This window comes from Pelagibacterium sp. (assembly GCF_965249125.1).
GTDB lineage: Bacteria > Pseudomonadota > Alphaproteobacteria > Rhizobiales > Devosiaceae > Pelagibacterium.
In genome coordinates, this window is the sequence record NZ_OZ252217.1 from 514,346 (window position 1) to 540,853 (window position 26,508).

Sequence of the window (26,508 nt, forward strand, 5' to 3'; positions counted from 1 at the left end):
TTGCCGGCGGACTAAGGGTTTAGCCGGCCTTGATAATTTCGGTCATGGTGACGCCGAGGCGCCCTTCAACGAGTACGATTTCGCCGCGGGCGACGAGCCGATCGTTGACATAGATATCGATGGCTTCGCCGACCTGGCGGTCCAGTTCGACCACGGTACCGATGTCCATTTTCAAGAGTTTTGCCACCGGCATTCTGGTTCTGCCCAAAACCACCGAGAGGCGGACTGGAACGTCGAAGACGGCCTCGAGGTCGGCCGCAGATTTTTCTCCGTTGCCGGCGTCGTCATTGTCGACTTCGGCAAGCATTTCCTCAAACGAGATGGCGTCGGGTGCGGTCTGGATGTCGTCGTCGCCATTGGCCATGGATCAGTCTCCCTGCTCGGCGCCGCGGGCCGCCAGATAGGCGGAGATGCGGGTGTTGATTTCGTTGGATATTGCATTGATGTCGCGCACGAGGCCGCCTTCGGCCCATTCGAGCTTTCCGTCGCCCAGCCGGATATCGGGATCACCGAGCACAATGAGGCGGCCGGAAAAACCCGAGACCTTCATGCGCTCTTCGGCGATGGCTTTCATGGCGTCGCAAAGATCGGGATGGCAGCGGATGACCAGATGCGGGGCCGCCTCAAGCGATGCCATGCATTCGGACAACAGCGCTGCCAGTTCGGACTGCGGCTCGCGGGCAATCAGGTGTGCGGCCAGCTTACGGCCGACCGACGCAGCAAGATCGACCGATTGCCCTAGGTGCCGCTTTTCATAGTCTTGGATGGCTTGCACCATCTGGGCGACCTGACTGGCGAGCTTTTCGGCAGATTTGGCCAGGGCCGTCGCCGACTGGGCTTCGACGCTCGATTTCCCTGTGGCCAGGCCCTGGCGGTAGCCTTCCTCGCGCGCCGCGGCGACCATCTGCTCGAACTCGTGTTCGGGCATGACCTTGTTGGCCGGCGGCTTGTGGGCCAGATCGAGATCGAAGGTGAATTTGTGGGCGACGCTCACAGGATCATCTCCTCATCGGCCTTGCCTTTGTTGATGACGATTTCGCCGCGGGCGGCGAGATCTTTGGCAGTATTGACGAGACGGGACTGGGCCTCATCGACGTCCTTGAGGCGCACGGCACCCATGGCTTCCATGTCGTCGCGCATCATGCCCGCGGCGCGGGTGGACATGTTGGCAAAGAAGAATTCGCGAGCCGCGTCGGACGCCCCCTTCATGGCCAGGGCCAGTTCCTTCTTGTCGAAGTTCTGAAGCAGGGTTTGTATAGCGGCCGATTCGAGGCGGGTCAGATCGTCGAAGGTGAACATCAAGGCCTTGATGCGCTCGGCGCTGTCGCGGCTTGCATCCTCGAGCGCCGTCATGAAGCGCGCCTCGGTCTGGCGATCGAACGCATTGAAGATATCGGCCATCTGCTCGTGGCTGTCGCGACGCTGTGTGTGGGACAGCGTCGACATGAATTCGGTGCGCAATGTGGACTCGATCTTTTCGAGAATTTCCTTTTGCACGGGGTCGATCGAGAGCATGCGCTGGACGACGTCGAGCGCCAGTTCCTCGGGCAACACCGAGAGCACCCGCGAGGCATGATCGGGCGCGACCTTGGTCAGGACCACGGCGATGGTCTGGGGGTATTCGTTCTTGAGGTAGCTCGCCAGGATATCTTCCTGCACATTGGAGAGCTTTTCCCAGATGTTGCGCCCGGCGGGCCCGCGAATTTCCTCCATGATCTGTTCGACGCGGTCCTGGGGCAGAAAGGACAGCAGCAGGCGCTCGGTGGTGTCGGAGTTGCCCGCCATCGTGCCGGTCGATGAGACCCCCATGATGAATTCGGCGAGCAGTTCGTCGAGCATCTGCTGGGTGATGGGGCCAAGGCGCACCATGGTGCGCGAGAGGGCCCTGATCTCGATTTCGTCGAGTTCTTCGAGGATGGGGCGGCCGAAATCGGGACCGAGCGCCAGAAGCAGCGCCGCAGCCTTTTCGTCGCCACGCATCTGGCGCTGGGTGGCATCGTCACCGACCTGCAGGCCCTTTGCCGAGGTCGCGTTCAGCGGTGCGTTGGGTTCAGTTAGCGCCATGGAAGTCTATGCCGCCTCGCTCAGCCAGTCGCGGATAATCAGCGAGGCCTGTTTGGGGTTTTCGTCGACGAGTTCGCCAACCATCTTGAGCGCCTTGACCTGGGACTCGCCGAGCGACTTTGCCGTTTCCATCCACGCCTCGGTCGCGGCTTCACGCGCGCGCGCCTCGGCCATGGGGTCTTCCTGAGGCTCCTGATATTCGGCGGGAACGCTTGCCGCCTCGGGCAGGGCCAGGGGCTTGGGCTCGGGGGCAAGAACCTTTTTGACCAGGGGGCGCATAACGAACAGGACGAGGGCCAGGGCAATGAGCAATGTCACGGCCATTTCGGCAAATTTCATCAGGTCGTCGCGGTTGAACTCGAACAGGCCGGGCTCGGCCGTTCCCGCTTCGATGCCGGGGCGTTCGGCGAACTGCATGTTTATGACTTCGATCTGGTCACCGCGATCGGCGTCGTAGCCCATGGCGGTGCGCACCAGTGCGGTGATCTGGTCAAGTTCGGCCTGCGGGCGGGGTTCGTAGATCGCGTTGCCCGCCGCATCGTAGGTGTAAACGCCATCGACCACCACGGCGACCGACATGCGCTTGATCGAGCCCGCCTCTGTGACCTGGGTCTCGGTGGTCGAGGAGATTTCGTAGTTGAGCGTTTCCTCGAGGGAGGACGAGGAGCTTTGCGTGCCGCCCTCGCCGCCCTGCTCGGAGGCGCCGGGCAATTCGTTGGCAACGGTGACCTGGCCCGCGCCGCCCGGTCCATTGGACTGATCGCCGGTTTCCACGGTCTGGGTGGAACGAACGACCTGGCCATCGGGATCGAAGGTTTCGGAGGTGCGGGTGGAGCGGTTGAGGTCGAGTTCGGCGGAGACCTGCACCCGGGCCCGGCCGAGGCCGACCACGGACGCCAGCAACTCCTCGAGCCGCGAGCGCATGCGGGTCTCCACCCCCAGGGTCCGTTCTTCCACGGCCTGCGCGGTGATCGACACCTCGCCCTCACCAGAGCCCGAGGCCAGAAGCGAACCCGAGCTGTCCACAATCGAGACCGCATTGGGCGACAGGCCCTCGATCGCGGATGCGACAAGATGCTGGACCGCGCGAATTTCGCCGGCCGAAAGCTGACCGCGGACCGTCAGAACGATGGAGGCGGAGGCCTCCTGGATGTCGCGGCGAAACAGTTCGCGCTCGGGCAGTACAAGATGAACCCGGGCGCTCTGCACGCGGCTGAGTCCGCCAATGGTGCGAGCCAGTTCGCCTTCAAGGGCGCGAATGTGATTGATGTTCTGAACAAAACTGGTGGCGCCGAGGGTCGACTGATTGTCGAAGATTTCGTAGCCAACCTGTCCACGCGCCGGCAGGCCGTCCTGCGCCAGCGACATGCGGATTGTGGTGATCTGGTCGCGCGGGACGAGGAGCGTCGCGCCCTCATTGCGGATTTCGTAAGGGATGCCCATGCCGCCCAGCTCGGCGATAATCGCGGCGGAATCGTCGAATTCGAGGTTTGTGTAGAGGGGGGCGAGTTGCGGGGTTGTCGAGCGCACCATGATGAAGGCGAAAAAGCCCAGGATCATCACTGCAACCACCCCCATGGCGGCTATGCGTGCGACGCCGAGCTTGCCCAGCAGTTCCCCCAATTGATTCACGCTGCACCCTCAGCCTAGTCGTTTTCTTTTCTTGGCACTCCTCAAGGAGCGCCCAGGAAGACGGCGCAATCAAATCACCGAGCCCACTGGGCAAAATATGCCTAGCGTATGGTAAACAAGGTGTTAACCAATTCTCGCACAATGCAAAAACGGCAATTTTTGCCCGCTTGTGGTCGGCGAAACGTTAAGGGAATGCACAAAACCCGCCACGATGGTCGTGGCGGGTTTTGGTTCTGAAGGCGCGAATTCGTGCGCTGAACGCCGGTGTTCAGCCTTCCCGGTAGTGCTGGATCCAGGTGGTCCGCAACCCGGCAAGACCATGCTTGTCGATGGCGGCCTGCCAGTTGAGGAATTCATCGACGCTCAGGGTGTAGCGCTCGCAAGCCTCTTCGAGACTCAAAAGCCCACCGCGAACGGCAGCGACGACCTCAGCCTTGCGGCGGATGACCCAGCGCTTCGTATTCGGAGGCGGCAGGTCTGCAATGGTCAGCGGACTGCCATCGGGACCTATCACGTATTTCACGCGCGGACGCATTTGGACGGTCATTTTACTCTCTACTCAACCTGACCATAACCAGCGCTTACCCTAGCGCGGTTGGCTTAAAATTTGGCTAAGCGGAAACTTACAACCGGTTAAAACCGCATGCAGAATGCGAGGACAAAACGCATGCGCGCACGCGGCCCTGTCTGCAAATTCAATGAGATAGGAGTAAGAACCGTCAGGCTGCTTCCTGCTCGGTCTCGGGTGTTTCCGGATCGGGAGCGGGACTGGAAGCGGATGCGTGGACCGACGAGACCGATGAGAGCGGGATGCGCAGATCGCCGATCAGGATAAAGGGCTCGGAGCCGCTGACGTCGACGCCATCGACGACGCCCTGCATTTCCGTGGTGACGGGGACATATTTGCCGTTGGAGTCGCGGGCGTCGATGGTGATCGTGAACTGGCCGGAGGTGAGCTTGCTGCCCGAGGACGTCGTGCCGTCCCAGACGATCTGGTCGGTTCCAGCCGCCAGGGACACTGCTTCGGTGTAAACGACGTTGCCGCTGGCGTCCTTGATGGTGATATTGGTGTTTTCCGCCGCCGCGTCGACGCGGTAGATCCAGTTTGCCTTGCCATCGATAAGGTCGGTCGTCGCCCCCGAGGCGGTAACCGTCTTGCCGACATAGCTCACCGCCTGGGCGTTGGTTGAGTTCTGGGAAGACTGCATCATCGTTTCGAGGAACTCATTGGTCTTGAGCTGCTGTTCGACCGAGGTGAACTGTACCAATTGCTGGGTGAACTGGTTGGTATCGAGGGGTTCGAGCGGGTTCTGATTCTTGAGCTGGGTAATCAGAAGCTGCAGGAAGGTGTCGAAATTGTCGGCAATGGTCTTGCGGCTGGTGCCGAGATCAGAGCTCGATGTGGTTGCTGCGCCTGAGACGGAATCGACCATCGATTGGTGTCCTTATACCCAGAGGTTAACGGCATCGAGCCGCGCATAGCCATATGTGGAGCCGGCCCGGTCGGGCAGGGCCGCCGCGCTCGATGACGTTTCAGCGGCGGCGTCGACGACACTCATGCGCCAGGGCGCCCGTTCGGCATCGCTTCGGTCATTGCCGCCGTTGTGCTGGCCGAGCGAAAATTCGAGCTCGGTCTTGCTCGCATCGAGCCCGGCGTCGGTCAGGGCGCGTTCGAGGGCGCGCTGGTCTCGCTGAAGAAGATCGAGCGTTTCGCTGCGCTCCACGGCGAGACGGGCGACGACATTGCCGGAATTGTCCATTTCCATGCGCACATCGATACGGCCAAGTTCGGGCGGATTGAGCCTGATCTCGAAACGGTTGACGCCGTTCTGGATGTGGCGGGAAATCTCGGCAGCGATGTGGGGCAGATTGATCTGCGCTTCTGGGCGCTGATAGAGCGCTGCTTCGGGGCGAGTAAGGGCAGCCGGACCCGATGTCGAAGGCTGGGCCTGGCTGGGCTGAATGGTAAGTCCGTCAGGCGTTTCGAGATTTTCCTGGGGTGACGTGGCTGCCGGCCCACCGGCGGCGCCATTATGTTGCGTGCCCGGTTTTGTGTCTTTGGCCGAGGGGGATTGAGACGACTGGTTACCCTGAACGAGCGAGCGTTCGGACCCGGCAGGAGAATCGCTCTTTTGCGTGCCCGGTGCCGGTTTGTCGACGCTTTCAGGCTCGGCGGTTTCGCCAGCCTGAGCGGCAATGGTGGCGGCAGGATTGAGGCGGGTTTCGCTTTGGACGTGCTTGACGGCGACGGCTGCCTGGGCCTGCTCGTCGGCCATAGCGCTCTGGAGGGTGGCGACGTGGCTATCGAGGGTCCTGGCAAGTCCGGTGAGCTGGGCGGCGATTTCGGGCGCGTCATCGCGCAATGTGTCGGCAATGCGCGATGACAGCGCTGCAAGGGTATCGAGCGGCCCGAAATCTTTTGCGATGTCGAGGTCAAGTTCGGCGGCGAGATCGGAGAGCGCCGTCAGGGCGGGTGAGCCCAGTGCAGGCAAGGGAGCGCCCTGATCGATAAGGCCCTCTATTGCGGCAAGCAGGTTTTGCAGTTCGTCAAGATCGGTTTCATCGATCGGTGTGCTGTCCTTGAGCTTTTCGGACAGAGCCGTGAGCTTTTCAAAAAGTGCCGATAATTCGGTTCCCAGCTCGGCGGCCAACTCCATGCCGACCAGCGCATCGGCGGTCGGGATGGACGGGGCGGAGCTGGTGCCGATCTGGTGGCCGGTCCCGGGGTTGGCCGAGGGTCCAAGGGCGATGAGGCTCGAAAAATCGATGGCGCCACCGGTCTGGATCCCGGCCCCCGGTTTGGCGGGAACGGCCAGGGGGGCGGCTCTTGTTCCGATGCTGATCGCGTTGGTCACTTGGATTCGAACTCTTGTGCGCACAATTGGTCGATCAACGCGGTGCAAGAGGGATGCCAGTTTGGCGTCTGGTGTATTTTTCCTATAAATCAGTAACTTGGGAGAATTCGTGCCATGGGTTTTTGGCGTTCGGGCGGCAGGATTGTCCCGGCAAGCGGCAAAAAATGCCGCGCTGCGTTGCGGACCGCGCGGCAAGGGAGTAAAAGCCGCAATCTGTACCGGATGGGCGTGCCATCCGGTTTGTCCGCTGGCCCTTGACCCCAACCGGATGTGAGAGAAATGGTGAACTCCCTAGGTTTCGACCGGTCCCCCGGCGAAACGCGCGTCGTCGTCGCAATGTCGGGCGGCGTCGATTCTTCAGTCGTTGCCGGACTTCTGGCCCGAGAGGGCTATGAAGTGATCGGCGTTACCCTGCAGCTTTACGATCATGGCGAAGCCACGTTCCGCAAGGGGTCGTGTTGTGCGGGGCAGGACATTCACGATGCCCGCCGCGTTTCGGCGACCCTGGGTATTCCCCATTACGTCCTCGATTACGAGGAGCGTTTTCGCAAGGCGGTGATCGAACCGTTCGCCGAAAGCTACGCGCTGGGCGAGACGCCGATTCCGTGCGTTTCGTGCAACCAGTCCGTCAAGTTCGTGGATCTTATGGAGGTGGCCAGGGATTTGGGCGCCGATTGCCTTGCGACGGGGCACTATGTCCGCTCGCGGATCGTCGATGGCAAGCGCCAGCTTCTGCGGCCGCTCGACGGCGACAAGGACCAGACCTATTTCCTGTTTGCCACCACGGCCGGCCAGCTCGATTTTCTCCGCTTTCCCTTGGGCAATATGACCAAGGACGAAACGCGGGAACTGGCGCGCGATATGGGGTTGGTGGTTGCCGAAAAGAGCGACAGCCAGGACATCTGCTTTGTGCCCAAGGGTTCTTATTCCGACGTGATCAAAAAGCTGATGCCGGAAGCCGAAAAGCCCGGCGATATCGTCGATGCCCATGGCAATGTTCTGGGACGGCACAAGGGTATCATCCATTATACTGTCGGGCAGCGGCGCGGGCTGGGCATCGCTTCGGGCGAACCGCTTTACGTGCTGCGGCTCGACGCGAAGACCCAGCAGGTGGTGGTGGGGCCGAAATCGGCGCTTTCGGCTCACACGGTACGGCTGCGCGATCTCAACTGGCTCGGCCCGCGCCCGCTGGCCGAAATGGCCGACGGAAACGGGCTGGCGCTGGAAGCCAAGGTGCGATCGACGCGGGCACCGCAGGAAGCGGTGGTCAATATCCGGAACGGTGAGGTCTATGTCACGCTCATCGCCGGGGAAACGGGCATCGCGCCCGGGCAGGCCTGCGTTCTTTACTCAGACGACAGCGCTGATGCGCAGGTTCTGGGCGGTGGGTTCATTGCCGAGGCAGTGCCGGCGGCGCTCGTCGCCTGATCGGTCACCTACTGGACGGCCTCGACTTCTTGTGGCGTTTCGGCGACGGGTTCGGAGCCCGGTTCGATCGTCGAGAGGTCTTCTACGGCACTGGCGCCCGCCACATTGCCCTCGCCCCATTCATTCATTGTCGCAACAATCGTTGCGACAATGGTGATGACGGCCAGTGCGCCGAAAATCAGAAGGATGATGCGATTGCCCCAATTGGGCTTTTCGCTCTCGGCCATGGCGTTCTCCTTGCTAAGAGTAAGCGGTTGTCCCTGACATAAGGGGATGGCAGAAAAATTTCCAAGGATATTGCTGCGCCAATCGTCACACATGCAAATAGACTTCGCGTGTGGCAGGTGAAAGGGCAGGGGTGGATCAGATTCTGGCGACAGACGACACCATTGCCCGCGCGGCGAAGGGCGACCGGGCGGCTTTTGCCGCGCTGGTTTCGCTCCATTACGATTTTCTCTATCGCACCGCCTACAAATGGTGCGGCAATCGCGAGGATGCCGAAGACGTAACCCAGGACGTGTGCATCAAGCTGGCGACGGCGATCTCCGGTTTCGATGGGCGGGCGGCCTTTACCAGTTGGCTCTACCGGATCGTTCTCAATGCCGTGCGGGATTGGCAGCGACAAGGAAAGCGGCAGGGCCGGCAGACCGAAGCCCTCGCGCATGTTCATGCAACCGAAATGGCGCCGGATCAGGAAAGCGCAACGACGCAGTCGCAGATATGGGACGCCGTGCGCAGGCTGCCGGAAAAGCAGCGCGATGCAGTGCTGCTGGTCTATGGGGAGGAGATGGCGCATGCGGAGGCCGCAGCCATCATGGGAACCAAGGAATCCACAGTCTCCTGGTATGTTCATGAGGCCAAGAAGGCCTTGAAAGGCTTGGTTTAGCTATGGACGACAAGCTCAAATCCGCACTCGGCGGGGTGACGCCGCCATCGGCCTCCGATAAGGCGCGCGAACAGGCGCTTACGGCAGCCATGGCGGTCTTCGACGATGCCCAAGTGAAAAAAAATGCGCATGACGTCCAAGGATTTTCCAGGGCGGAGCGTCTCAAATCCATCGTTTCCAGGATCAAAGGGACATGGACAATGGATATGCGTATTCCGCTGGGCGCCACTTTTGCCGCGCTTCTGGTGTTGCCGCTCGGCGTGGCCATGATGAACCAGACGGCGCTGACGCCGCTCGATCGGCTTTTCGAGAGGCCCGGGCAGGATAGCGCCGGCCGCGAGACGGTGAAGGTCGATGCGCCGCAAGAGGCGGCCGAGGTTGAGACGCTTGTCGATAGGGAGCAGGCCGATGTAGTAGCGGCCGAACCCGCGCCCGCACCGATGGCGACGCCCGCCCCGGCGATGACGCAGAGATTGTCCACAATCGCACCGACGGCCGGCGGAGCTTTCGGCAATCTGGTGGAGGCAGGAGGCGGCGATCGGTTTGCCGCTTTTGCGGAAGGCGGCGTGCAGATCGTTGCGGACAATCCGGTTTCGACCTTTTCGATCGATGTGGATACCGCCGCCTATTCTTATGTGCGACGCGCGCTGGAGATGGGGCAGCTTCCACCATCCGGTGCTGTGCGGGTCGAGGAACTGATCAATTATTTCGACTACGCCTATCCCACGCCCGACGGCGATATGCCGTTCGAAACGTCGGTGGCCGTGCATCCGTCACCCTGGAACCCGGAGAACCGGCTGGTTCATATCGGCATACAGGGGGAAACCGTCGACCTTGACGCCGTGCCGCCGGCCAATCTGGTTTTGCTGATCGATACGTCGGGCTCGATGGACGAGCCGAGCAAACTGCCGCTCCTCAAGCGTGCCTTCGCCTTGCTGGTCAATGAAATGGGACCTGAGGATACGATTTCGATCGTCACTTATGCGGGAAGTGCCGGAATTGTGCTCGAGCCCACGCCGGCCAGTGAAAAAGCGACAATCCTGGAGGCGATCGACGATCTGATGCCGGGCGGGGCGACCGCTGGTGCCCGGGGCATCGAGGCGGCCTACGATCTGGCCGAAAAAGCCATGATCGAGGGCGGAACCAACAGGGTTTTGCTGGCGACCGATGGCGATTTCAACGTTGGGCTATCCGATCCCAATGGGCTCGAGGGTTTCATCGAGACCAAGCGTGATGCGGGAATTTTCCTCTCGGTTCTGGGGTTCGGGACGGGCAATTATAATGACGAGGTCATGCAGGCGCTGGCCCAGGCCGGAAACGGGAACGCGGCCTATATCGATAGTTATTCGGAAGCGCGAAAAGTTCTTGTCGAGGAAATGGGTGGCACGCTCTTGACGATCGCCAAGGACGTCAAGATTCAGGTCGAGTTCAATCCGCAGGCCGTCTCCGAATACCGGTTGATCGGCTATGAGACGCGGGCTTTGGCGCGCGAGGATTTCAACAATGACGCCGTGGACGCCGGCGATATCGGGGCGGGCCACACTGTGACTGCGATCTACGAGGTCACGCCGGTGGGCGCGCGGGGATCGATCGATCCGCTGCGGTATGGCAATGACGAGGCTGTAGCAGCGAGCATCAATGACGATGAACTGGGCTTCCTGAAGCTTCGCTACAAGGCGCCCGATGGCGATGTTTCGGAACTGATCGAAACGCCGATCCGTGTCGATGCCGATACGGGCATGGCAAGCGATGATCTGGATTTTGCGACGGCCGTTGCCGCGTTCGGGCAAAAGCTCAAGGGATCGACGCATTTGCGGGCGATGGACTGGTCCGAGATCAGGGCGCTGGCCGCTTCTGCGGTTGGGGACGATCCTACAGGGCGGCGAGCAGAATTTTTAAGGCTGGTCGATATCGCCGAAAGTCTCGAGAATTGAGCGAAAGGCCCGGGACAGTCCCGGGCCTTTCCAATCCGTGTTCTAGAGCATTTCAGCGCTTCTTCGAATCGCTCCAATTGCTCTAAGTCCTTGTTTTGTCGCGCTTCCGAACCGGATAAGTGGTGCCCACTTATCCTGGAAGCGCTCTAGTCGATCGGCTTGAGGCTAGCCTCGATCTGGGCGCGCTTGGGTTCGAGGAAGGGCGGCAGGGCAAGGTGTTCGCCGAGCGTTTCCATCGGCTCATCGACGTCGAAGCCGGGACCGTCCGTGGCGATTTCGAACAGGATGCCGTTGGGCTCGCGGAAATAGAGCGAGGTGAAATAATACCGCTCGACTTCCCCCGATGTGCGCAAGCCCGCCTGGGTCGCGCGCGCCACCCATTGATCGAACTGGGTTTTGTCCGGCGTGCGGAAGGCGACATGGTGCACACCGCCTGCGCCGGGCCGGGCAAAAGGCAGGTCGGGTTCTACGGCGACCTGAAGTTCGGCCGAAGCGCCGCCATCGCCCATGGCAAAGACATGGACCTCGCCCTGGTCGACGGTCGCGGGGTGCGTGCGGATATTGCGCATGTTCATAACGACGGTCAGCACGGCCTCGGAGCGCTTAAGATCGGGCACGCTCATGGTGATCGGGCCCAGGCCCTTGATCTGGCGCTCTTTTGGCACGGGGCTTTTGTCCCAGGGGTGGGCGCCGCCGGCCCGGGTGTCATTGACCAGCCGCAGGCGCTGGCCTTCCGGGTCCTCGAAATCGAGCGACATGTGGCCGGCCCGCTCGGCGATATCGGAGGTCCTGACGCCGTTGGCCTGGAGATGGGTCTTCCACCAGGCAAGCGATGTTTCGCCCTCCACACGGAACGCCGTGCGCACTATGGAATGCGTGCCCCGCTGCTCGGGCGCCGTGGGCCAATCAAAGAAAGTGATATCGGAGCCAGGCGAAGCTTTTCCGTCGCCGTAAAAGAGGTGATAGGCGGTGGTGTCGTCCTGATTGACAGTGCGCTTGACCAGCCGCAAGCCGAGAACCTGCGTGTAAAATTGCAGGTTCTTTCGCGCATTGGCGGTTACGGCGGTCAGATGATGCAGTCCGGTGAGTTCGAGGGCCATGATGGTCTCCAAAAGCCAGCGTTGGTTGAAGCCAACATAGTGTACGCTTGAGTTCGCCAAAACGGGTGCAAACCGAATTCATTATTCGAAACAGGCGAACAACCCGGCGATCGCGAGGCTATCGAGGGCCATCCCTTCGTGGAGCCGGCCGAATTGGGGATCGACCCGACGAAAATCTTCGTGATCAACGCCGCCAAGCATCTCAAATGCGTGCCGCGTGGCAAAAGGCGGCTGCACCGGAAGCCCAATGGCAGGGAGGTTTCCGCCTTCCGGTTCTGGCTCGATTGAGTTGGTACGTCCCTAGGTCATCGCGGCGCTCGGAGCAACGGCGGCGCAGAGCCTTCTGGGGGCGAGTGCGACGATATCGAAGCTACGCGATACACCATGCGAATTGGACGATGGAACGCTGGTCATTGTCACCGTCCATCCCCCTTATCTGCCGCGCATGTCAGATCGCGCCCGGGCCGCCGAAGAGCGAAAGGCTTTCACGCGTGATCTGGCTGCCATCGGGCGATATATGGAAAGCGTTGAGCCGGGTAGCACGGCGCTTGACAGCGAGAACGACGATCCCTAATAAGCCCCGTGCCGTCAGCCCTTCGCGCCGACGGACGGTCGCCCAAGCGGCCGGGCCCTACAGGGGCGGAGTAGCTCAGCTGGTTAGAGCAGCGGAATCATAATCCGCGTGTCGGGGGTTCAAGTCCCTCCTCCGCTACCAAAAATCCTCAATAAAGACAACGACTTAGCAATTTTCTTGCTCTTGCCGGAGCTTGAAAATAAGTTAGCACAGGTCTGGCACAGGCTAATTGCGCTCATTGAAATCATTGAGTTTTCTGGACGTGCTGGACCGCGAGGTAGCACATTCTTAGCACGGTTCGGCTACCTCCATGATGCAAGGGGTGCGGGGTCCATGAACTCAAATTTTTCACAACCATATTCGGTCTATCGCCGCGAAGGCACCAGCAACTGGTGGGTGCGGTTCTCGATCAAAGGCGAAGGGCAGATCAGGCGCTCCCTGGAAACCTCTGATGAGATTGAAGCCCAGCGTAAGGCGCATGAGATTTGGTATGAGGCGCAATACCGGGCCAAGAACGGAATGAAGGCCAAGCCCAGCTCATTTGCCAAGGTGGCCGAAGAGTTCATTGCACTGGTCGAACGTGAGGTGGAACGCGGCGAACGCCCAGCCTATCACGCACGTGATGTTCCTCCTGTGGTGCAGCGCTATTTCGTTGGGTATTTCGGCACCAAGGACATAGCCACGATAACCGAAGCCGATATCGACAGATATCTCGAATGGCGCAAGGAATATTGGCTGACCGGACCGGGAGCCGAAATCACCCACATCACCTACAAACGCAACGGCAAGACTATCAAGCGCCCACTGCCTGAAAAGCGCATGCCTGCGGTCAGCAGGCAGAAGTCGGAAACAGTGATCCTGCGCCAGCTATTCAGGCAGGCTGTTCGGTGGGGCTATATGAACAACGGGCAGGTGCCCGAAATCAGGATCGCAAGGGCAAGCAAGCCCAACAACAGGCCTAGCTTTGAACCTCAGGAGTTCATGAAGCTGCAAAGCACCAGCCTTGCGAGGTTATCCGATCCTGAAATCCATGAGCACTTGCGTTGGGACCGCACGGTCCTGCATTCGCAGATCATGATTGCTGCGTTCACCGGAATGAGGCCAACTGAAATCAGGAACCTCAATTGGGGTGACGTTCTCCAATATCGAGCGCAACGTAAGCTCAAGGCTGAACAGCGCGATATCAGCATTCGTGTCCATGGAAAGGGCAAGAGCCGGACCTTTGTGCCACAGGAAGCTGCATTGCCTTGGTTTGATCGGCTATGGGACTTCTGGGTTGCCCATGTTGGGACTGAGCCAAAAGACACCGATCCGGTATTCGCCACCAGAGACGGGAAGCGGCTCGGCTCCACAAAAAAGGCCCTAGCCGAACTGCTCAAGGCTTGTGATCTGCTGGTGGACTATCGTGGTGTGCGCAGAACCTCATATTCGTTCCGGCACTTCTATATCAGCCAGCAGCTCATCCATGGTGTCGATGTGTTTGTGTTGGCCCGGAACACCGGCACCAGCTCTGAAATGATCGACAAGTTCTATGGGCAGGTCACGAACGAACGTATGAAGGACCATCTGCGGCCCGAGTGGCGAGATTAAAATTGTTCAAACAAAAGGGCGCGGGGAACCGGTCAGCTTCCTGATGGGCGCTTTTTCTGCTACCGGTCAGTCATCGGGGGGCAGCATGACACAGAATGGAACAGCTGAATACGTGGAGACCGGCAAGTCCTGGTTTCTCAGCGAGGGCCGCGTTAAGGCTCTGTTTCTCGGCGGGACGGCATCTCTCCCGATGCTTGCGTGCTATTTGTATGGCATCGCAGTCTATCGACCGGGCGTGTGTCGGGTGCCGGGAAGTTTTGGCAGTGGATGCGTGTCAATGGGCCCAGCAACTCGGGCTTTTCCCGACGCTTGGATGGGACCTCTTCTTTTCGGTTTCGTCATTATGCTTGCCGCAACTGCGGTTTTCGTTGCCTTGCCTAAAGCAAAGGTTGCGACCTTAGCGTTCACTGCTGGATGCGTTCTCTGCGGTGGCATCGCGTTGGTCCATCTGGTCACTGCCTTCACGGTACCAAATCCAGCCGCTTTGCTTGCGCAAAACGCTTGGGTCTGGGTGCCCGCTGTAGTTGCAATAACGACTGCTTTTGCTGGATGGAACGCTAATCGCTAGCGTTGCAGAACGCGTATGCGAGCAGATGCCAACAGGGCCGTGCTGTCCTTCCGCTGATCCCTTTTGAAGTGCATTAATCAAGTTCTGGTCGCCCTTTTGCCTAAAGGCTGTATCCGGGAAGTCGGTTTAGACGATTCCGGAGAACGAAATGAGCATCCTCAAGAACCTCACCCTGACCACGGCGCAGCCTATTCGCGCCAATGCTGATCCTGTCGAGCGGGCACGCCAGAAGGTGATTGCGGCCCTGACCGAGCAGAAGGCCATGGCGGAAGCCAAAATTGCTGGGCAGCACTATGCGCCGACCCACATGGTTTGGCGCAAAAACGAGGCTGGTGAACGCGTGCAGGTTGAGACCCCGAAGCGTTTGCGGACGGGGTGGTTCACCGATGGCAGCGGTCAGACCTTTTTTGCACTTCGATATGCGGGAAAGCCGATCGAATTCGCCAAGGGCAAGAACGCGGTTGCCGTTGGCGAGCTATCGGCACTTCCTGCGATCCTCGACACGCTGACCGAAGCTGTCCGCGCCGGGGAACTCGACGAGCAGTTGGCCAAAGCTGCTGCTGAACGTGGCCAGATGCTGCGCAAGGCCAGCTGACAGTTCTTCTTAGAAGAAAACGATGATGCCGCCGAGCAAATCCCGATGGGTGCTGCTGGCGGCATTTCTGTCTCTGGCTGTTCCTGCCCATGCTGATGATCAACAGGGGCAGCGCGATTGCGCGGCACTACGATCGACCGTCCTGCGACTGGTGGGTGACTGGTCCAAAAACATGCTGTTCGCCAGCGGCGATATGGATCGCGACGGCTGGCTCGATGCCAATGTCGCCCACGCTGCTTTCAAGGACGTCCAAATCGCGGTGATGCATTTCGACTACGCCTATGAGGTGGTTCCGAAAACCAGCGATGTCTGCTGTGAACTGGTCCACCAGTTCGGCATTGAGGTGGGCACTTATATTGAAGGGGTCATGGCTACCGGCAAGCGCCCAGCGAGGGGCGTGCCGGGGCAGATAGCCCGATAGGGCAGCACAGCTTGCCTGAAACCCGACAACCCTCCCGTTAAGCGCCGCAGGGTATCAGCGAAGCACACGATCGCTTGCTTACCGGCTTGTGTCCTCCTCAAGATCCCTCATCGCTTCTTGGAGGCGAGCAAAACCGATGCCTGTGCCGCTCTCTCGCACGTCCCCGTCTGTTGCATTTGCAAAGACGGCCTGTTCGGTGAAGGTCATGACGGTATTGCCACTTCGGCCCTCGAACTCGACAGTGACGAGCGAGGATGAAATGGGAATGCCATTGGTGCGCATGGTATAGGCATAAACGATACGTTGGCGGGGATGAACTTCAAGGAAGTGCGCCAGTATCGCCTGTTTGATGCCGTCCGGCATGCGCCAGATCATGGTTTCACACCCGTCGACACGGAAGTCGAAGCGATCCTCGAGGACAGTCCAATCCGGGTGACAACTGTTCCAGCGTCGCTTGAGCTTATGGTCGGACCAGAAGCGAAAAGCATGAGCCGGGCTGCCCGGCAGTTCCCGTTCAATGACGAAACTGCGGTGATCGACATTGATACCCATCAGTGATCCTTCTCCTCGGGAACTTCGGCCATGGCAACTGCCAATCTGTCGAAGGCAGCATTCATGTCGCGCTGGCGCTGCTCCATCCAGTTGGTCGTTACATCAAAGGCATCGGGCCTCATGCGATAGGTGCGCACGCGCCCGACTTTCTCGCTAACGACAATGCCCCCGTCTTCGAGCACGCGAAGGTGCTTGAGCACCGCCGGCAATTGAACGTTGGTTGGGGCTGCCAATTGCTTCACGGACGCGGGACCCCTGGAGAGCTGCTCGATGAAGCCGCGCCGGTAAGGGTCAGCCATGGCCTGGAAATAGCGGTCGATGCTTGCTGTCACGGTCATGCCATAGGCTCCAAAAAGCGGGACGGCATCGCGTCGCGATAGGGAAAGAATTCAAAGTAGGGCTGCGCCTCCTTGAGCACACGCTGCACCGATGGCCGCTCCAGCAAGCGCTCGAAGTATTCTCGCACTTGCGGCCTGCCATCACCGATGGGGTGCACGACGGAGCCAAAGAACAGCGCCGGCAGCGCCGAACAATCCGCTATGGTGAAGGTCTCGCCCGTGATCCAGCTGCGTCCCTCGATCTTCTTCTCGATCATGTCATAGGCAGTCTCAAGCGTCGCATGCGCTTCCGCAACGCCATGTGGATCGGAGGCGCCTTCGGGGCGAATACGGTCGCCCACGATCTTTTGCATCGGCACGCTGACATAGAGATCGAAGAAGCGATCCCAAAGGCGAACATCGAGCTGTTGTTCCGTCTCGGTCGGTATCAGTTGAACCGGACCGGCATAGTGCTGCTGGAGATACTCGATGATGATGCTGGTTTCGGCGACAACCCTGTTGCCGACGCCGTCATGCAACACGGGGATCTTGCCTACTGGCCAGCGTTCAATGTGCGCAGCAGCGGCTCCGGGGTTGGAGAAATCGACAAGACTGGGTTCAAAAACCGTGCCGTTCTCATAAAGGCCTATGAGGACCTTGTGGCAGAAGGAAGCGAGTGGGTGGAGGTAGAGCGTGAGGGTCATTGCTGCATCCATTAGTTTCCAGACAAGGAAACGGTTACACCATAACGCATGCGAGTTCAATAAGGTTTCCATTACAGGAAACCTTGCGACTAACGCGACGAGGTTGTCACTTTGCTCTTGAGCAAAGTATCAGCTCGTGATAGTTGGCCTGAAGGAAAACTATTATGCGTGGAGGCTAAAGTGCGCGTTGTCATTTTGAATTTCCTGTCCCTCGATGGCGTCTACCAGGGCCCAGGGTCCCCCGACGAAGACCGGACCGGCGGCTTTGAGCGCGGCGGTTGGTTTGTGCCCTTTGTTGATGCGGCTCTGGAGGAAAGAGTGGAGGCATGGGCAGCGACTGCGACCGGATTTCTATTCGGACGACGGACCTATGAGGAATTTTCGGCTGTCTGGCCCACCATCACCGATCCAGCCGATCGCAACGCCGCTCGGCTCAACACGCTTCCCAAGTATGTGGTGACCTCCTCTCCTGTCGATACAACCTGGGGGCCATCAACGGTCTTGGACCGTGACGTTGAAGCCGCAGTCGCCGCGCTCAAACAGGATGGAAGCGGCGAACTGCAGGTGCACGGCAGCGGCCGACTGGGCCGGTCCCTCCTAGCTGCAAATCTCGTCGATGAACTGCGTATTGCGATCGCTCCGGTGATTGTGGGCCAGGGACGAAAATTGTTTGGCGACACGCAAGCACCAGCAGGTTTCAACCTGCTTTCCGAGGAGAGGACGCCTTCGGGTCTCATTATGTGCCGTCTTGAGAACACCGGCGATGGAGCGGCTGGAATATATGTCCGTGGGCAGACCAATCTGTCCGTTTCCAGCGCTGTAGGGAACTGAGAACACGATAATGGTATCAGCCGCCCAGCAAATGCCCGACGATCTCAGCGCGATCTTTCTGGCGCTCGCCGATCCGACCCGTCGTGCTGTCATTGCCCGGCTCGGGCAAGGGCCGGCCAGCGTCAGCGAACTCGCAAGTCCCTTCGACATGGGACTTCCATCGTTCATGAAGCACATTCGACTTCTTGAAAACAGCGGGATGATCCGGACCAAAAAGGCGGGGCGGACCCGCACGTGTGTGATCAATGGGCCAGGTCTCTCCAATGCCGAGCGATGGCTTGTCGAGCAGCGGAGAATTTGGGAAGCGCAGGCCGATCGGCTGGAGGCATTTGTGATGCTGGAACAGAAAGAGGAGACCAATGATGCAGCCCGTGACCGCTGAACTGGATCTCGAAGTCTCTCGCATCATTAAGGCGCCGCGAGACCGCGTCTGGAATGCATGGGTGGACCCCGACCGACTGGCCCAATGGTGGATTCCGTCCCCCATGACCTGCCGTGTCGTCAGCCTAGACGTTCAACCAGGCGGTGCGTTCGTCACCGAAATGCGCGAGGATCACGGACCGTTCGTGCCGCACCTGTCGGCCTGCTTTCTCGACGTTATTCCCAAAGAACGTATCGTCTATACGAACGCGCTCACCGGTGGCTGGCGGCCCGCAGCAAATGGCTTTGTGACGGCAATCATTACCCTGGCCGACCATCCTGATGGCACGCACTACCGTGCGCAGGCCCTGCACAAAAGTCGTGCGGACCGTGAGAAACATGAAGAACTCGGGTTTCACGATGGCTGGGGCACGGTTGTGGCGCAACTGGCGGAACTGGTCGAAACCAAGAACCAAAGGGATATCGAATCCTGCGGCGGAACCACCAGCAGCTTCTTTCCCTGACTGGCATAGGCGAGTATTATTGGCCGTGGTGTTGCAGCATCACACGGAGGTGCCATGTCTATCACCGCTCCACCTGAAACATGCATTGGCCATGTCCATCTCAAGGTCGCTGACCTTGATCGCGCTATTGCCTTCTACTCAGAAATCTTGGGTCTCACCTTGACGGCCCGATATGGGGCTGGCGCTGCCTTCCTCGCCGCGGGCAGTTACCATCATCACATCGGCCTCAACACTTGGGAGAGCGCAGATGGCAGCCCGCCACCACCCGGCCATACTGGGCTTTATCATACGGCGTTTCTTTACCCGGATCGCAAGTCTCTGGCTCAAGCACTCAAGCGGGCAATCGCAGCTGGTATTCCGATTACTGGCCAGGCTGACCATGGAACGAGCGAAGCCGTCTATTTCCGCGATCCCGATGGCAATGGAGTGGAGATATATTGGGATCGGCCACAGCAAGAGTGGCCCAGAGCACCAGACGGATCGCTCCTGCCGCTTAACGAGCCACTCGATATCGATTGTCTGTTAGCTGAGGCATCAGGCTTCTTCGGGGTCCGATGAAGGCCGATCCGGGCTTGTTCAATCAGCATTCGGCGGTTCCACAGTCTCCATCATCCACCAGCACACGCCCATAGAGCGTCGTGCAGGAACGGTAGCCCGATAGGGCAGCACAGCTTGCCATAAACCCGGCAAGCCTCCCGTCGAGCGCCGTAGGGTAGGGGAGGGCGCCCAGACCGGGTCGTGCAGGGGAGGGGAGTCCTATGATGCAACCCGGCTTATGCGAAAGTCACCAACCCCGCCGTTGAGCGCCGTAGGGCGTCAGTGAAGCACACAGCCGCTTGCAGTTATCCCGTTTCCAGCTTGGCAGGTTTCGACCTCATCCGGGACGTCCGTGGGGCAGGTCATTGCTCCTGAAACCAGACGCTGCAGGTGGCCGACGTCACCCGCGACATATCACAGCGGCACGTCGCGGCCGAAGCAGAATTTCACACATGCGGCGACAACCGTGGAAGCATCTTCACCAGCGCCCATCACGAGGGCTGAAGCACGATTCCGCTGCCATGGGCGACCTAGGTGAAAAAGGCCTGGTACTGGAGATAGCCCGCCTACTTGCAGAAAGTTTCCGTTGGAATGGGTAGTGTCCGGAATCTGGAGCCATGTGCTGTCGTCTCGATATCCAATGCACCAGATGACGGAGTCGACCAGCCGTTTCGATCCATTGATGAAGGATGCGGCTCGATCGTGTGCTGAAACTAATCGTGGTAAAACGGCTACGCCCATTTGTTCCACATTGCCAAGGCTGAGACCCCTGTCAGGAAATGGGTCGGCGCGCCGCATCAGACGTCCTATCGCCGAGCCGGGTCTTGCTCTCATCAAGCCAAGTGTGCGTAGCCACCACCATGTGCTCTTGCCCAGAATGCGCTCCGGAAACAGCCGGCGGCTGCGTCCAACCGCAAGCACCACTTCATGGGTCACAGCCAGCTCGGCTGCAATGTCGCGTCCGCTTGCTCCATCTCCGACGACAAGGGCCGTGCCAGGCGGGAGATCGCCGGGATTGTGATAACTTTCCGCTGTCAGTTGCGTGACCGCGCTGTCGAAGCCGGCAGCAATCGTCGGAACTATTGGTTTCTGAAACGCACCCGTAGCGACGATCACGGCCTTGGCGACTATGTGCCTACCATCATCGAGTTGCGCGGCGAACCGCTCGTCAGGACGGCGTTCGAGCCGAGCCACGCCATTTCCGGGTCGCACCCCAAGGTCGAAATGGCTGGCGTAGGCTTCGAGATAGTCCGCAAACTCATCTCGCGTTGGATAGCTTTCCGGGTTCCCATCGAGCGCAAGGCCGGGCAGCGAACTAAATGCGCGCGGGGTGAACAGCGTCAGGGAATCGTAGCGACGGCGCCAACCGTCGCCGATGCGGGCATGGCGATCAACGATCAGGAATGAAAGCTCTGTTCTGGCAAGATGATGGCCGGCCGCAAGTCCCGCTTGCCCCGCGCCGATCACCAGAACGTCTATTTCCTCCGGACCATGGCTCACGGATAGCTGGCGAGGACTTCTGTTCATGCATTTCGAGCTTTTGTTTTGCCTGTAGCCAGAACGTTCTCCACGAGCAAAAGGCCTACCCCGCAGACAATCGCCACGTCGGCAAGGTTGAAGGCGGGCCAATGATAGCTGCCAATGTAAAAATCTAGGAAATCCGTCACGGCACCCTGCCGCAGCCGGTCGAGCAGATTGCCGAGCGCACCCCCGACGATGAGCCCGAGGGCGGATGCCGTAAGTCTGTTGTCGGTTCGCTTGATCCAAACAAGGAGTCCCGCGACTATGGCGAACGTGAACACCATCAGTATCCAAGCCGGAGCCTGGCCGAACAATCCGAAGCTTACGCCGGTGTTAAAGCCGAGCACGAGATTGAAGAAGTCGGTGACAGGGATGACCTGAGGTGGGTTCATGACATGGTTCAGGACCAACCATTTCGTCGCCTGATCAAGGAGAAATCCGCCAAGGGCGATTGGAAGGCCGAGCCTGAGCATATCGCATAGTCCCTTAAAAATTACGGCTCAGCCGATTCGGCCGAGGGCCGGGAACGTCTGGAGGAGCCAAATTGCAAAGCTGGAGAGATGGCCGGTAATCATGGCGATACCCATGACCACCATCACCCCGCCAGCGACGATTTTGAGCACCCGGCCAGTTCGGCGCATTGACAACATCCGTGTCATGAATCCGCGCATGAACAGAGCGGCCAGGATAAAGGGCAGGCCAAGGCCCAGCGAGTATACGGCCAACAGTGCCGTTCCGCTTGCAACCGTGGCGTTGGCGGCGGATAGGGCCAGGATCGAGCCCAGCACAGGTCCGATGCATGGGGTCCAGCCGAACGCGAAAGCGAGACCGAGCAAGTAGGCAGACCAAGCGCCGCCGCTGTTCGGACTGGAATGGAACCGCACGTCACGATCGAGCCAAGGCATCGGTACAAGGCCGGTTGTGAACAAGCCGAAGATGACGACGATCACACCGCCGATCAGGTTTGCTTCGTAAAGATGCGTGCGCAGGAGTCCGCCCAACGCGGTCGCACTGGCCCCGAGCAAGACGAACACGGTCGAGAAGCCGAGAACGAAGCAGAGGCTGAGGCCGAGGGTTCGGCTCGCCGCCGTTATTCCGGAATGGGCCGGAACCCCGTCGGCGCTGATCGTGCGCCCCGCGACATAGGATATATAGCCCGGTACTAGCGGCAGAACGCAGGGCGACAAAAAGGATATCACGCCTGCGGCGAAGGCTGTCGCTATTCCGATACTGGAAATCTCCATCAGACCAGCTCCAGCACCCAGACAACAACGACGGCTACATAGGTAGCGTAGGCGCCAACCAGGGTAAGAACCTGCCAGCGGCGGAAGCCGGGTTCGGACCCGCCCCAGCGGACGAACGCCGCGTAGAGCGCAGGCATAAGCGCGACAAAGACGAAACTTACCCAGACCAGCCGGAAGTTGTCGATCTGCGTCCCGACAAGCGCCAAGGGCAGAAATCCGACCGTCATGGTCATGGCGTGATCGCCGATGATGTTGGTGAGTGCCGGCGTGATCTGGCCGCTCCGCGACACCTTCCAGGACGCGAAGATCTCTGGCAGGGCGGCAACCGGCGCAGTGATGAACAGGCCGCCGATGATCGGCGAGATGCCAAACGCCTGCACTAGATTTTGGGTCGAGATGACGGTGAAATAGGCGCCGAGTGCGAGAACCCCAACGCCGGCGACCGCCATCCATATCCCCTTGCGCGACCACTCGACCTGCTCGGGCTTCTCGCGGCCGCGAAAAAATGCCTGGGCGGCATAGGCGGCATAGGCGGCCAACAGGACCCCGCCATCAATTGGCTGTAGCCCCTGCCAGGGCGCAGGAAGGATCAGGAGAGCCGCGAGCGCCAATATGCCGAGATATGGAAGAGCCTGCACGGTTGCTGCTTTCGGATCAACACGCAATAGGTGCTCGCGCAGGTGCTGTTGATGTCCCGGATCATCGGGAATGTCGCGCTTGCGCGTTGCGATATAGCCGACGGAAACGAGCGCGGGGATGCCGATGGCGGTCGAGCCGAGCATTGCCCCCAAGCCGATATCGGTCACGCCCCGCACGGCGCTGGTAACGTTGACACCGACTTCCGGGCTTGCAGTGGCGATGCCAATCAGAGAGCCGCCAGCAGCCGCCGAAAGCCCCCACTGTTTGCGCAACTTACGAAGGGGCTCCGCCAGATGATCGGAACCCCACGCCGCCGCGAAGACGGCGGCCAACAGGACAGCAGCCCATATCCAAGTGCTCATGCTCCTCCGTGACAGGTTGTCCGGATCGAGCTGATCGACAAGGCGCGGTTCGTGAAGGAGCGGTCGGGTTCGCGGCTCGATATCATGCCGGAGCGCTCCGCCGTGTCGACGAAGCTTCCCGCAAATCGCTGCGGGCGTCGCGGATGATCGACCAGGACGACTGCAGGAACAGGCCGGCGATCACGGCGGCGACGACGAGGTCCGGCCAAGCCGTTCCGGTCCAAGCCACCAGGCCTGCCGCCACGACGACGGCTGCGTTTCCGATCGCGTCGTTGCGCGAAAACAGCCAGACCGCCCGCACATTCGCGTCGCCCGTTCGGTGGGGCAGCAATGGAAGAACCGCAACCACATTGACGACGAGTGCAACCAGTGCGAACAGGCCCATCAACTCGGCCTCGGGTTGCTGCTGCACCAGCACGCGATAGGCCGTATTCACAAGGACCCCAAGGCCGAGCGCCCCAAGAAAAAGGCCTTGGATTAAGGCGGAACGGGCGCGCCAGACGATGCTCCACCCGATGGCGAGGATGCCAAGAAAAGTAATGAGGCCGTCGCCCAGGAAATCGAGTGCGTCGGCCTTTAGCGCCTGCGAACCAGAAATAAAGCCACCGAACATCTCGATGATTCCGTAGCCGACATTGAGTACGACCACGATCCACAACGCGCGTTTGTAGGCCGGTGTAATGTGCGATAGGTCCTTGGGCAGATCGTCAATGTCGCCCTCGGTGTCGGTTTCGGGCGCATCCAGACGGTCAAGCCGGTATCCGATGCCGCTGACAGCGCGCTCGACCTCCGGGAGGCGGGCCGCTGGGTCGCTTACGTGCAACGTCATGATCTGCGTGGCAGTCGAAACCTTTACCTCGTCCACCCCAACCGAGCGCACTGCCTTCTCGATCTTAGCCGCGCAGGAGGGGCAATCCATGCCGGTGACGCGGTAGCGTGCGGTCTCGGCATCGTGCGCTGATGCTGTTATTGTCATGGCTATCTTTCCTGTTCGAGAGAGGCTATATATCATCCGTGACTGATATGTCTAGTAATGTCGAAGTGCTGGAGCGGATCAAGGATACAACCTTTGCTCTGCGTACGAAGCTATTCCGGGGATTGGCCGATGCCTCGCGCTTGTCAATTCTTGATGCTTTGCGCACGCGGCCGTTGTCTGTCGGCGAGATCGTCGCGATCACGGGTCTGTCGCAGCCGAACGCGTCGAACCATCTGCGGTGTCTCAGCGAATGCGGCCTCGTCTCCGGCGAGCAGCGCGGCCGTTTTGTCCATTATCGCCTGAGCGATCAACGTCTGAATGATCTGTTTTTGCTTAGCGACGAGCTGCTGACGGAGACCGCGTGCGCCGTAGATACCTGCGGGAACTATGGCACAAGCTGATCCAAGCGGGTTATTGCTGGCGCAGCGCTCCATTTTGCGGTCCCGCCGATTTCAGGTCGCGCATGAGGCGTACCTTCCTCGGCAGCACACCGGCGCGGATCGCCGTTCCCGGCCATGCAAGTCCAGGATCGGGCCGCGGACGTGATCCGTTTCGAAGGGCCTGACGGACAGGTCGTCACGTTGCCGCCGCTGGCCTTCTACACCTTGATGGACCCTATTCCCGGGCGCCGCGCGCAAAGGCGAGGCTAAACGCTGCGCTCCTAAAGCATGTAACCGATGTCAGAGGCTCCGGTCGGATAGGCGAACATCGTCTGCTTGAGCGCCGTTGCAGTCAGCTCGTGCCGGATTGCGAGCGCGAACAGGTTGATGATTTCATCAGCGTGCGGGCCGACCAGATGCGCCCCGAGCACCCGTTCAGTACCTTCCTCGACCATCACCTTGAACCCGTAAACCGGCTCGGCCGTCTGCCGGGCGGTGAACCAGTCCGAGGCCTTTTGTGACTTTATGCTGAATTTTAGCCCCTGCCGCTGCGCTTCTTCTTCGCTCAGGCCCACGGCGGCGATCGGCGGAAGCGTAAACGCAACGCGCGGGACGCCACGATAATCTGGCTTGTGCCCGTTGCCTTCAAGGATGTTGCTGACAACCAATTTTGCGTCGTGACTCGATACTGGCGTGAGCGGCGGGCCAACCTGGGCGGCATCGCCGGCTGCATAAACAGCCGAGTTCGAGACGCTTTGCAGATACTTATTGAGCTGCAAGCGGCGATCCTTCACCGCCACCCCGGCGGCGTCAAGATCGAGGCCGTCGAGGTTCGGGACGCGCCCGGCGGCATGGATGACCAAGTCGGCCTCTATGGTCACGCTCTGTCCGCCCGATGAAGCTGTGATGCGATATCCGTCTCCGGCCGTCTCGATCGACGTCACTTCCGTGCCCGTGCGCACGTCGATCCCGACCGCCTCGAAACTCTCCATCAGCCAGCCGACCAGCTCCGGCTCAAAATGGGTGAGCATCCGATCGCCGCGTTGCAGCACCGTCACTTTCGCGTTGGCGCGCGCCGCGATACTGGAGAACTCGGCCGCGATATAGCCGCCGCCGACCATGACAATGCGTTCCGGCAGGGATTCGAGGGCAAGAAAGTCCTCATTGTCGATCAAATGTTTTTCGCCGGGGATTCCGAGCGTCACCGGTTTTGCGCCCGTGGCGATCAGGATGTGGGCGCCTTCGAGCGCGGTTCCCTCGACCTCGACGCTGTTCGGTCCGGTAAATCGCGCCTGGCCGTGGAAGGCGGCAATGTCCTTTTCCGCGTAACTGTCCTCGTGCATTTCCGGTACGGGATCGGTAAAGCTGCGCTTGAAGGCGATCAGCTCGGGCCAATCGATAAGCGGCATGCCGGCGATCCCCTTGTCCTGCATGCGCCTGGCATGGTCGATCGCGGCGGCCCCGCCGACCAGCATCTTTTTCGGATCGCAGCCGCGGAGCGCGCAGGTGCCGCCAAAGGGCTTGTAGTCGATCACGGCGACGGAACGCCCCGCCGCGTGGGTGCGCATCGCCGCCACGCGCGCGGCCGTTCCGGTGCCAATAACGATCAGGTCGAATTTCTCTGTCATCATGCGCCAACCCCTGAAGCGGCGCAGCAGTTCCCGGATGAACCGCGTTTTCGAGCTTCCTGAATCGGCGGGCACGGCGCGGATCCATAGGAGCAGTAGACGCAGCAATCGCCGTCATGCGGGCGCAGGACAGTACCGCAGCCTTTGCAGTCATAGAAGAACTGGCATGCGTCCGTAGGCATGATCTCGGTTTCCTGGTGTCCACAGCGCGGACAGATGAGAGTGCTCTTAAAATCCGCCATGTCGTCGGTTGCTTTCTCTAAAGAGCGTAAATCGTAGTCCCGGT

32 protein-coding genes and 1 tRNA gene are annotated in these 26,508 nt (G+C 60.1%); 14 read left to right on the top strand and 19 right to left on the bottom strand.

Annotated features, from left to right (window positions below; all coding sequences use genetic code 11):
* Nucleotides 1-19: 19 nt before the first annotated feature.
* The 7 genes from fliN to ACP148_RS02565 all read right to left on the bottom strand — a co-directional run bounded on the left by fliN (nt 20) and on the right by ACP148_RS02565 (nt 6,551).
* Nucleotides 20-307 carry a flagellar motor switch protein FliN gene (fliN, locus tag ACP148_RS02535; protein ID WP_421951504.1) on the bottom strand — a complete coding sequence of 96 codons (288 nt, stop codon included), beginning with the start codon at nt 305-307 and terminating at the stop codon, nt 20-22.
* Between the two features lie 60 nt (nt 308-367).
* A complete protein-coding gene (locus ACP148_RS02540) occupies nt 368-994 on the bottom strand; it encodes a hypothetical protein (RefSeq protein WP_421951051.1) in 627 nt (208 codons plus the stop codon).
* Nucleotides 991-2,064: a flagellar motor switch protein FliG gene (gene fliG, locus ACP148_RS02545; protein WP_421951052.1), complete on the bottom strand. Its 1,074-nt coding sequence runs from the start codon at nt 2,062-2,064 to the stop codon at nt 991-993. The genes ACP148_RS02540 and fliG overlap by 4 nt, the downstream gene beginning before the upstream one ends.
* Before the next feature lie 6 nt (nt 2,065-2,070).
* Complete coding sequence (gene fliF, locus ACP148_RS02550; RefSeq protein ID WP_425033086.1) at nt 2,071-3,696, bottom strand: flagellar basal-body MS-ring/collar protein FliF; 1,626 nt, start codon at nt 3,694-3,696, stop codon at nt 2,071-2,073.
* Between the two features lie 268 nt (nt 3,697-3,964).
* Complete coding sequence (locus tag ACP148_RS02555) at nt 3,965-4,243, bottom strand: DUF1153 domain-containing protein (protein ID WP_014131558.1); 279 nt, start codon at nt 4,241-4,243, stop codon at nt 3,965-3,967.
* A 172-nt stretch (nt 4,244-4,415) separates the two neighbouring features.
* The gene (locus ACP148_RS02560) at nt 4,416-5,129 is read right to left on the bottom strand and encodes a flagellar hook assembly protein FlgD (protein WP_421951055.1); all 714 of its coding nucleotides are present in this window, start codon (nt 5,127-5,129) and stop codon (nt 4,416-4,418) included.
* Nucleotides 5,130-5,141: 12 nt separating this feature from the next.
* Nucleotides 5,142-6,551, bottom strand: coding sequence for a flagellar hook-length control protein FliK (locus tag ACP148_RS02565; protein ID WP_421951056.1), 1,410 nt, complete (start codon nt 6,549-6,551; stop codon nt 5,142-5,144).
* 279 nt (nt 6,552-6,830) lie between these two features.
* Here ACP148_RS02565 and mnmA point away from each other — a divergent pair, with 279 nt between their 5' ends.
* Nucleotides 6,831-7,979 (top strand): tRNA 2-thiouridine(34) synthase MnmA, encoded by a 1,149-nt coding sequence (mnmA, locus tag ACP148_RS02570; protein ID WP_421951057.1) that lies wholly within the window; start codon nt 6,831-6,833, stop codon nt 7,977-7,979.
* An 8-nt stretch (nt 7,980-7,987) separates the two neighbouring features.
* Here mnmA and ACP148_RS02575 read toward each other — a convergent pair whose 3' ends face one another.
* Entirely contained in the window at nt 7,988-8,206 is a 219-nt protein-coding gene (locus ACP148_RS02575; protein WP_421951058.1) for a hypothetical protein, read from the bottom strand.
* A gap of 131 nt (nt 8,207-8,337) precedes the next feature.
* Between ACP148_RS02575 and ACP148_RS02580 the strand changes: the two genes are divergently transcribed.
* The gene (locus ACP148_RS02580) at nt 8,338-8,865 is read left to right on the top strand and encodes an RNA polymerase sigma factor (RefSeq protein WP_421951059.1); all 528 of its coding nucleotides are present in this window, start codon (nt 8,338-8,340) and stop codon (nt 8,863-8,865) included.
* A gap of 2 nt (nt 8,866-8,867) precedes the next feature.
* Nucleotides 8,868-10,799 carry a vWA domain-containing protein gene (locus ACP148_RS02585; protein ID WP_421951060.1) on the top strand — a complete coding sequence of 644 codons (1,932 nt, stop codon included), beginning with the start codon at nt 8,868-8,870 and terminating at the stop codon, nt 10,797-10,799.
* 146 nt (nt 10,800-10,945) lie between these two features.
* Here ACP148_RS02585 and ACP148_RS02590 read toward each other — a convergent pair whose 3' ends face one another.
* Nucleotides 10,946-11,899, bottom strand: coding sequence for a ring-cleaving dioxygenase (locus ACP148_RS02590; RefSeq protein WP_421951061.1), 954 nt, complete (start codon nt 11,897-11,899; stop codon nt 10,946-10,948).
* A 153-nt stretch (nt 11,900-12,052) separates the two neighbouring features.
* On the opposite strand from ACP148_RS02590, the gene ACP148_RS02595 reads away from it, so the two are divergent.
* From ACP148_RS02595 to ACP148_RS02620, 6 genes are all read left to right on the top strand, one after another.
* Complete coding sequence (locus ACP148_RS02595) at nt 12,053-12,187, top strand: hypothetical protein (protein WP_421951062.1); 135 nt, start codon at nt 12,053-12,055, stop codon at nt 12,185-12,187.
* A 103-nt stretch (nt 12,188-12,290) separates the two neighbouring features.
* Nucleotides 12,291-12,473, top strand: a complete 183-nt coding sequence (locus ACP148_RS02600) for a hypothetical protein (protein ID WP_421951063.1) — start codon at nt 12,291-12,293, stop codon at nt 12,471-12,473.
* A 64-nt stretch (nt 12,474-12,537) separates the two neighbouring features.
* A tRNA-Met gene (locus ACP148_RS02605) sits at nt 12,538-12,614 on the top strand.
* 192 nt (nt 12,615-12,806) lie between these two features.
* A complete protein-coding gene (locus tag ACP148_RS02610; RefSeq protein WP_421951064.1) occupies nt 12,807-14,063 on the top strand; it encodes a tyrosine-type recombinase/integrase in 1,257 nt (418 codons plus the stop codon).
* A 716-nt stretch (nt 14,064-14,779) separates the two neighbouring features.
* Complete coding sequence (locus tag ACP148_RS02615) at nt 14,780-15,226, top strand: DUF6641 family protein (protein ID WP_421951065.1); 447 nt, start codon at nt 14,780-14,782, stop codon at nt 15,224-15,226.
* Between the two features lie 22 nt (nt 15,227-15,248).
* Entirely contained in the window at nt 15,249-15,647 is a 399-nt protein-coding gene (locus ACP148_RS02620) for a hypothetical protein (RefSeq protein WP_421951066.1), read from the top strand.
* Between the two features lie 78 nt (nt 15,648-15,725).
* On the opposite strand, the gene ACP148_RS02625 is transcribed toward ACP148_RS02620, so the two are convergent.
* From ACP148_RS02625 to ACP148_RS02635, 3 genes are read right to left on the bottom strand one after another with little or no spacing between them, the layout of a single operon-like run.
* Nucleotides 15,726-16,199, bottom strand: a complete 474-nt coding sequence (locus ACP148_RS02625) for an SRPBCC domain-containing protein (protein ID WP_421951067.1) — start codon at nt 16,197-16,199, stop codon at nt 15,726-15,728.
* The gene (locus ACP148_RS02630) at nt 16,199-16,537 is read right to left on the bottom strand and encodes an ArsR/SmtB family transcription factor (RefSeq protein ID WP_421951068.1); all 339 of its coding nucleotides are present in this window, start codon (nt 16,535-16,537) and stop codon (nt 16,199-16,201) included. The genes ACP148_RS02625 and ACP148_RS02630 overlap by 1 nt, the downstream gene beginning before the upstream one ends.
* Nucleotides 16,534-17,220: a glutathione S-transferase family protein gene (locus ACP148_RS02635; protein WP_421951069.1), complete on the bottom strand. Its 687-nt coding sequence runs from the start codon at nt 17,218-17,220 to the stop codon at nt 16,534-16,536. Before ACP148_RS02635 ends, ACP148_RS02630 begins: the two co-directional genes overlap by 4 nt.
* A gap of 117 nt (nt 17,221-17,337) precedes the next feature.
* Here ACP148_RS02635 and ACP148_RS02640 point away from each other — a divergent pair, with 117 nt between their 5' ends.
* Genes ACP148_RS02640 through ACP148_RS02655 form a run of 4 tightly spaced genes read left to right on the top strand, consistent with a single transcriptional unit; the run spans nt 17,338 to nt 19,493 of the window.
* Complete coding sequence (locus tag ACP148_RS02640; protein ID WP_421951070.1) at nt 17,338-18,051, top strand: dihydrofolate reductase family protein; 714 nt, start codon at nt 17,338-17,340, stop codon at nt 18,049-18,051.
* Between the two features lie 10 nt (nt 18,052-18,061).
* The gene (locus tag ACP148_RS02645; protein ID WP_421951071.1) at nt 18,062-18,433 is read left to right on the top strand and encodes an ArsR/SmtB family transcription factor; all 372 of its coding nucleotides are present in this window, start codon (nt 18,062-18,064) and stop codon (nt 18,431-18,433) included.
* On the top strand, nt 18,411-18,935 hold the full coding sequence (locus ACP148_RS02650) for an SRPBCC family protein (RefSeq protein WP_421951072.1): 525 nt from the start codon (nt 18,411-18,413) through the stop codon (nt 18,933-18,935). The genes ACP148_RS02645 and ACP148_RS02650 overlap by 23 nt, the downstream gene beginning before the upstream one ends.
* Nucleotides 18,936-18,989: 54 nt before the next feature.
* A complete protein-coding gene (locus ACP148_RS02655) occupies nt 18,990-19,493 on the top strand; it encodes a VOC family protein (RefSeq protein WP_421951073.1) in 504 nt (167 codons plus the stop codon).
* A 393-nt stretch (nt 19,494-19,886) separates the two neighbouring features.
* Here the strand turns inward: ACP148_RS02655 and ACP148_RS02660 are convergent, their stop codons facing one another.
* The 5 genes from ACP148_RS02660 to ACP148_RS02680 form a co-directional block, all read right to left on the bottom strand.
* On the bottom strand, nt 19,887-20,999 hold the full coding sequence (locus ACP148_RS02660; RefSeq protein ID WP_421951074.1) for a flavin-containing monooxygenase: 1,113 nt from the start codon (nt 20,997-20,999) through the stop codon (nt 19,887-19,889).
* Entirely contained in the window at nt 20,996-21,466 is a 471-nt protein-coding gene (lspA, locus tag ACP148_RS02665) for a signal peptidase II (RefSeq protein ID WP_421951075.1), read from the bottom strand. Before lspA ends, ACP148_RS02660 begins: the two co-directional genes overlap by 4 nt.
* 27 nt (nt 21,467-21,493) lie before the next feature.
* Nucleotides 21,494-22,237, bottom strand: coding sequence for a cytochrome c biogenesis CcdA family protein (locus ACP148_RS02670; RefSeq protein WP_152007139.1), 744 nt, complete (start codon nt 22,235-22,237; stop codon nt 21,494-21,496).
* Entirely contained in the window at nt 22,237-23,238 is a 1,002-nt protein-coding gene (locus ACP148_RS02675) for a sodium:calcium antiporter (protein WP_152007138.1), read from the bottom strand. The genes ACP148_RS02670 and ACP148_RS02675 overlap by 1 nt, the downstream gene beginning before the upstream one ends.
* Before the next feature lie 82 nt (nt 23,239-23,320).
* Nucleotides 23,321-24,214 (bottom strand): cation transporter, encoded by an 894-nt coding sequence (locus ACP148_RS02680; protein ID WP_152007137.1) that lies wholly within the window; start codon nt 24,212-24,214, stop codon nt 23,321-23,323.
* Between the two features lie 47 nt (nt 24,215-24,261).
* Here ACP148_RS02680 and ACP148_RS02685 point away from each other — a divergent pair, with 47 nt between their 5' ends.
* Nucleotides 24,262-24,615, top strand: coding sequence for an ArsR/SmtB family transcription factor (locus ACP148_RS02685; protein ID WP_189424737.1), 354 nt, complete (start codon nt 24,262-24,264; stop codon nt 24,613-24,615).
* Nucleotides 24,616-24,875: 260 nt separating this feature from the next.
* Here ACP148_RS02685 and ACP148_RS02690 read toward each other — a convergent pair whose 3' ends face one another.
* Together ACP148_RS02690 and ACP148_RS02695 are read right to left on the bottom strand one after the other, a co-directional pair.
* Nucleotides 24,876-26,222, bottom strand: a complete 1,347-nt coding sequence (locus ACP148_RS02690) for an NAD(P)/FAD-dependent oxidoreductase (protein ID WP_332717987.1) — start codon at nt 26,220-26,222, stop codon at nt 24,876-24,878.
* Nucleotides 26,222-26,464 (bottom strand): GDCCVxC domain-containing (seleno)protein, encoded by a 243-nt coding sequence (locus ACP148_RS02695; RefSeq protein ID WP_244639968.1) that lies wholly within the window; start codon nt 26,462-26,464, stop codon nt 26,222-26,224. Before ACP148_RS02695 ends, ACP148_RS02690 begins: the two co-directional genes overlap by 1 nt.
* Nucleotides 26,465-26,508: the final 44 nt, after the last annotated feature.

What these genes read in the sequence shown, in the direction of transcription:
- ACP148_RS02620 (WP_421951066.1), top strand. Translation starts at nt 15,249, where the DNA reads ATGATGCCGCCGAGCAAATCCCGATGGGTGCTGCTGGCGGCATTTCTG.
- ACP148_RS02695 (WP_244639968.1), bottom strand. Translation starts at nt 26,464, where the DNA reads ATGGCGGATTTTAAGAGCACTCTCATCTGTCCGCGCTGTGGACACCAG.
- ACP148_RS02575 (WP_421951058.1), bottom strand. Translation starts at nt 8,206, where the DNA reads ATGGCCGAGAGCGAAAAGCCCAATTGGGGCAATCGCATCATCCTTCTG.
- ACP148_RS02655 (WP_421951073.1), top strand. Translation starts at nt 18,990, where the DNA reads ATGTCTATCACCGCTCCACCTGAAACATGCATTGGCCATGTCCATCTC.
- ACP148_RS02680 (WP_152007137.1), bottom strand. Translation starts at nt 24,214, where the DNA reads ATGACAATAACAGCATCAGCGCACGATGCCGAGACCGCACGCTACCGC.
- ACP148_RS02630 (WP_421951068.1), bottom strand. Translation starts at nt 16,537, where the DNA reads ATGACCGTGACAGCAAGCATCGACCGCTATTTCCAGGCCATGGCTGAC.
- fliN (WP_421951504.1), bottom strand. Translation starts at nt 307, where the DNA reads ATGCTTGCCGAAGTCGACAATGACGACGCCGGCAACGGAGAAAAATCT.
- lspA (WP_421951075.1), bottom strand. Translation starts at nt 21,466, where the DNA reads ATGCTCAGGCTCGGCCTTCCAATCGCCCTTGGCGGATTTCTCCTTGAT.
- ACP148_RS02675 (WP_152007138.1), bottom strand. Translation starts at nt 23,238, where the DNA reads ATGAGCACTTGGATATGGGCTGCTGTCCTGTTGGCCGCCGTCTTCGCG.
- ACP148_RS02660 (WP_421951074.1), bottom strand. Translation starts at nt 20,999, where the DNA reads ATGAACAGAAGTCCTCGCCAGCTATCCGTGAGCCATGGTCCGGAGGAA.
- ACP148_RS02615 (WP_421951065.1), top strand. Translation starts at nt 14,780, where the DNA reads ATGAGCATCCTCAAGAACCTCACCCTGACCACGGCGCAGCCTATTCGC.
- ACP148_RS02585 (WP_421951060.1), top strand. Translation starts at nt 8,868, where the DNA reads ATGGACGACAAGCTCAAATCCGCACTCGGCGGGGTGACGCCGCCATCG.
- ACP148_RS02650 (WP_421951072.1), top strand. Translation starts at nt 18,411, where the DNA reads ATGATGCAGCCCGTGACCGCTGAACTGGATCTCGAAGTCTCTCGCATC.
- mnmA (WP_421951057.1), top strand. Translation starts at nt 6,831, where the DNA reads ATGGTGAACTCCCTAGGTTTCGACCGGTCCCCCGGCGAAACGCGCGTC.
- ACP148_RS02690 (WP_332717987.1), bottom strand. Translation starts at nt 26,222, where the DNA reads ATGACAGAGAAATTCGACCTGATCGTTATTGGCACCGGAACGGCCGCG.
- ACP148_RS02635 (WP_421951069.1), bottom strand. Translation starts at nt 17,220, where the DNA reads ATGACCCTCACGCTCTACCTCCACCCACTCGCTTCCTTCTGCCACAAG.
- fliG (WP_421951052.1), bottom strand. Translation starts at nt 2,064, where the DNA reads ATGGCGCTAACTGAACCCAACGCACCGCTGAACGCGACCTCGGCAAAG.
- ACP148_RS02670 (WP_152007139.1), bottom strand. Translation starts at nt 22,237, where the DNA reads ATGGAGATTTCCAGTATCGGAATAGCGACAGCCTTCGCCGCAGGCGTG.
- ACP148_RS02590 (WP_421951061.1), bottom strand. Translation starts at nt 11,899, where the DNA reads ATGGCCCTCGAACTCACCGGACTGCATCATCTGACCGCCGTAACCGCC.
- ACP148_RS02625 (WP_421951067.1), bottom strand. Translation starts at nt 16,199, where the DNA reads ATGGGTATCAATGTCGATCACCGCAGTTTCGTCATTGAACGGGAACTG.
- ACP148_RS02610 (WP_421951064.1), top strand. Translation starts at nt 12,807, where the DNA reads ATGAACTCAAATTTTTCACAACCATATTCGGTCTATCGCCGCGAAGGC.
- ACP148_RS02645 (WP_421951071.1), top strand. Translation starts at nt 18,062, where the DNA reads ATGGTATCAGCCGCCCAGCAAATGCCCGACGATCTCAGCGCGATCTTT.
- ACP148_RS02685 (WP_189424737.1), top strand. Translation starts at nt 24,262, where the DNA reads ATGTCTAGTAATGTCGAAGTGCTGGAGCGGATCAAGGATACAACCTTT.
- ACP148_RS02555 (WP_014131558.1), bottom strand. Translation starts at nt 4,243, where the DNA reads ATGACCGTCCAAATGCGTCCGCGCGTGAAATACGTGATAGGTCCCGAT.
- ACP148_RS02560 (WP_421951055.1), bottom strand. Translation starts at nt 5,129, where the DNA reads ATGGTCGATTCCGTCTCAGGCGCAGCAACCACATCGAGCTCTGATCTC.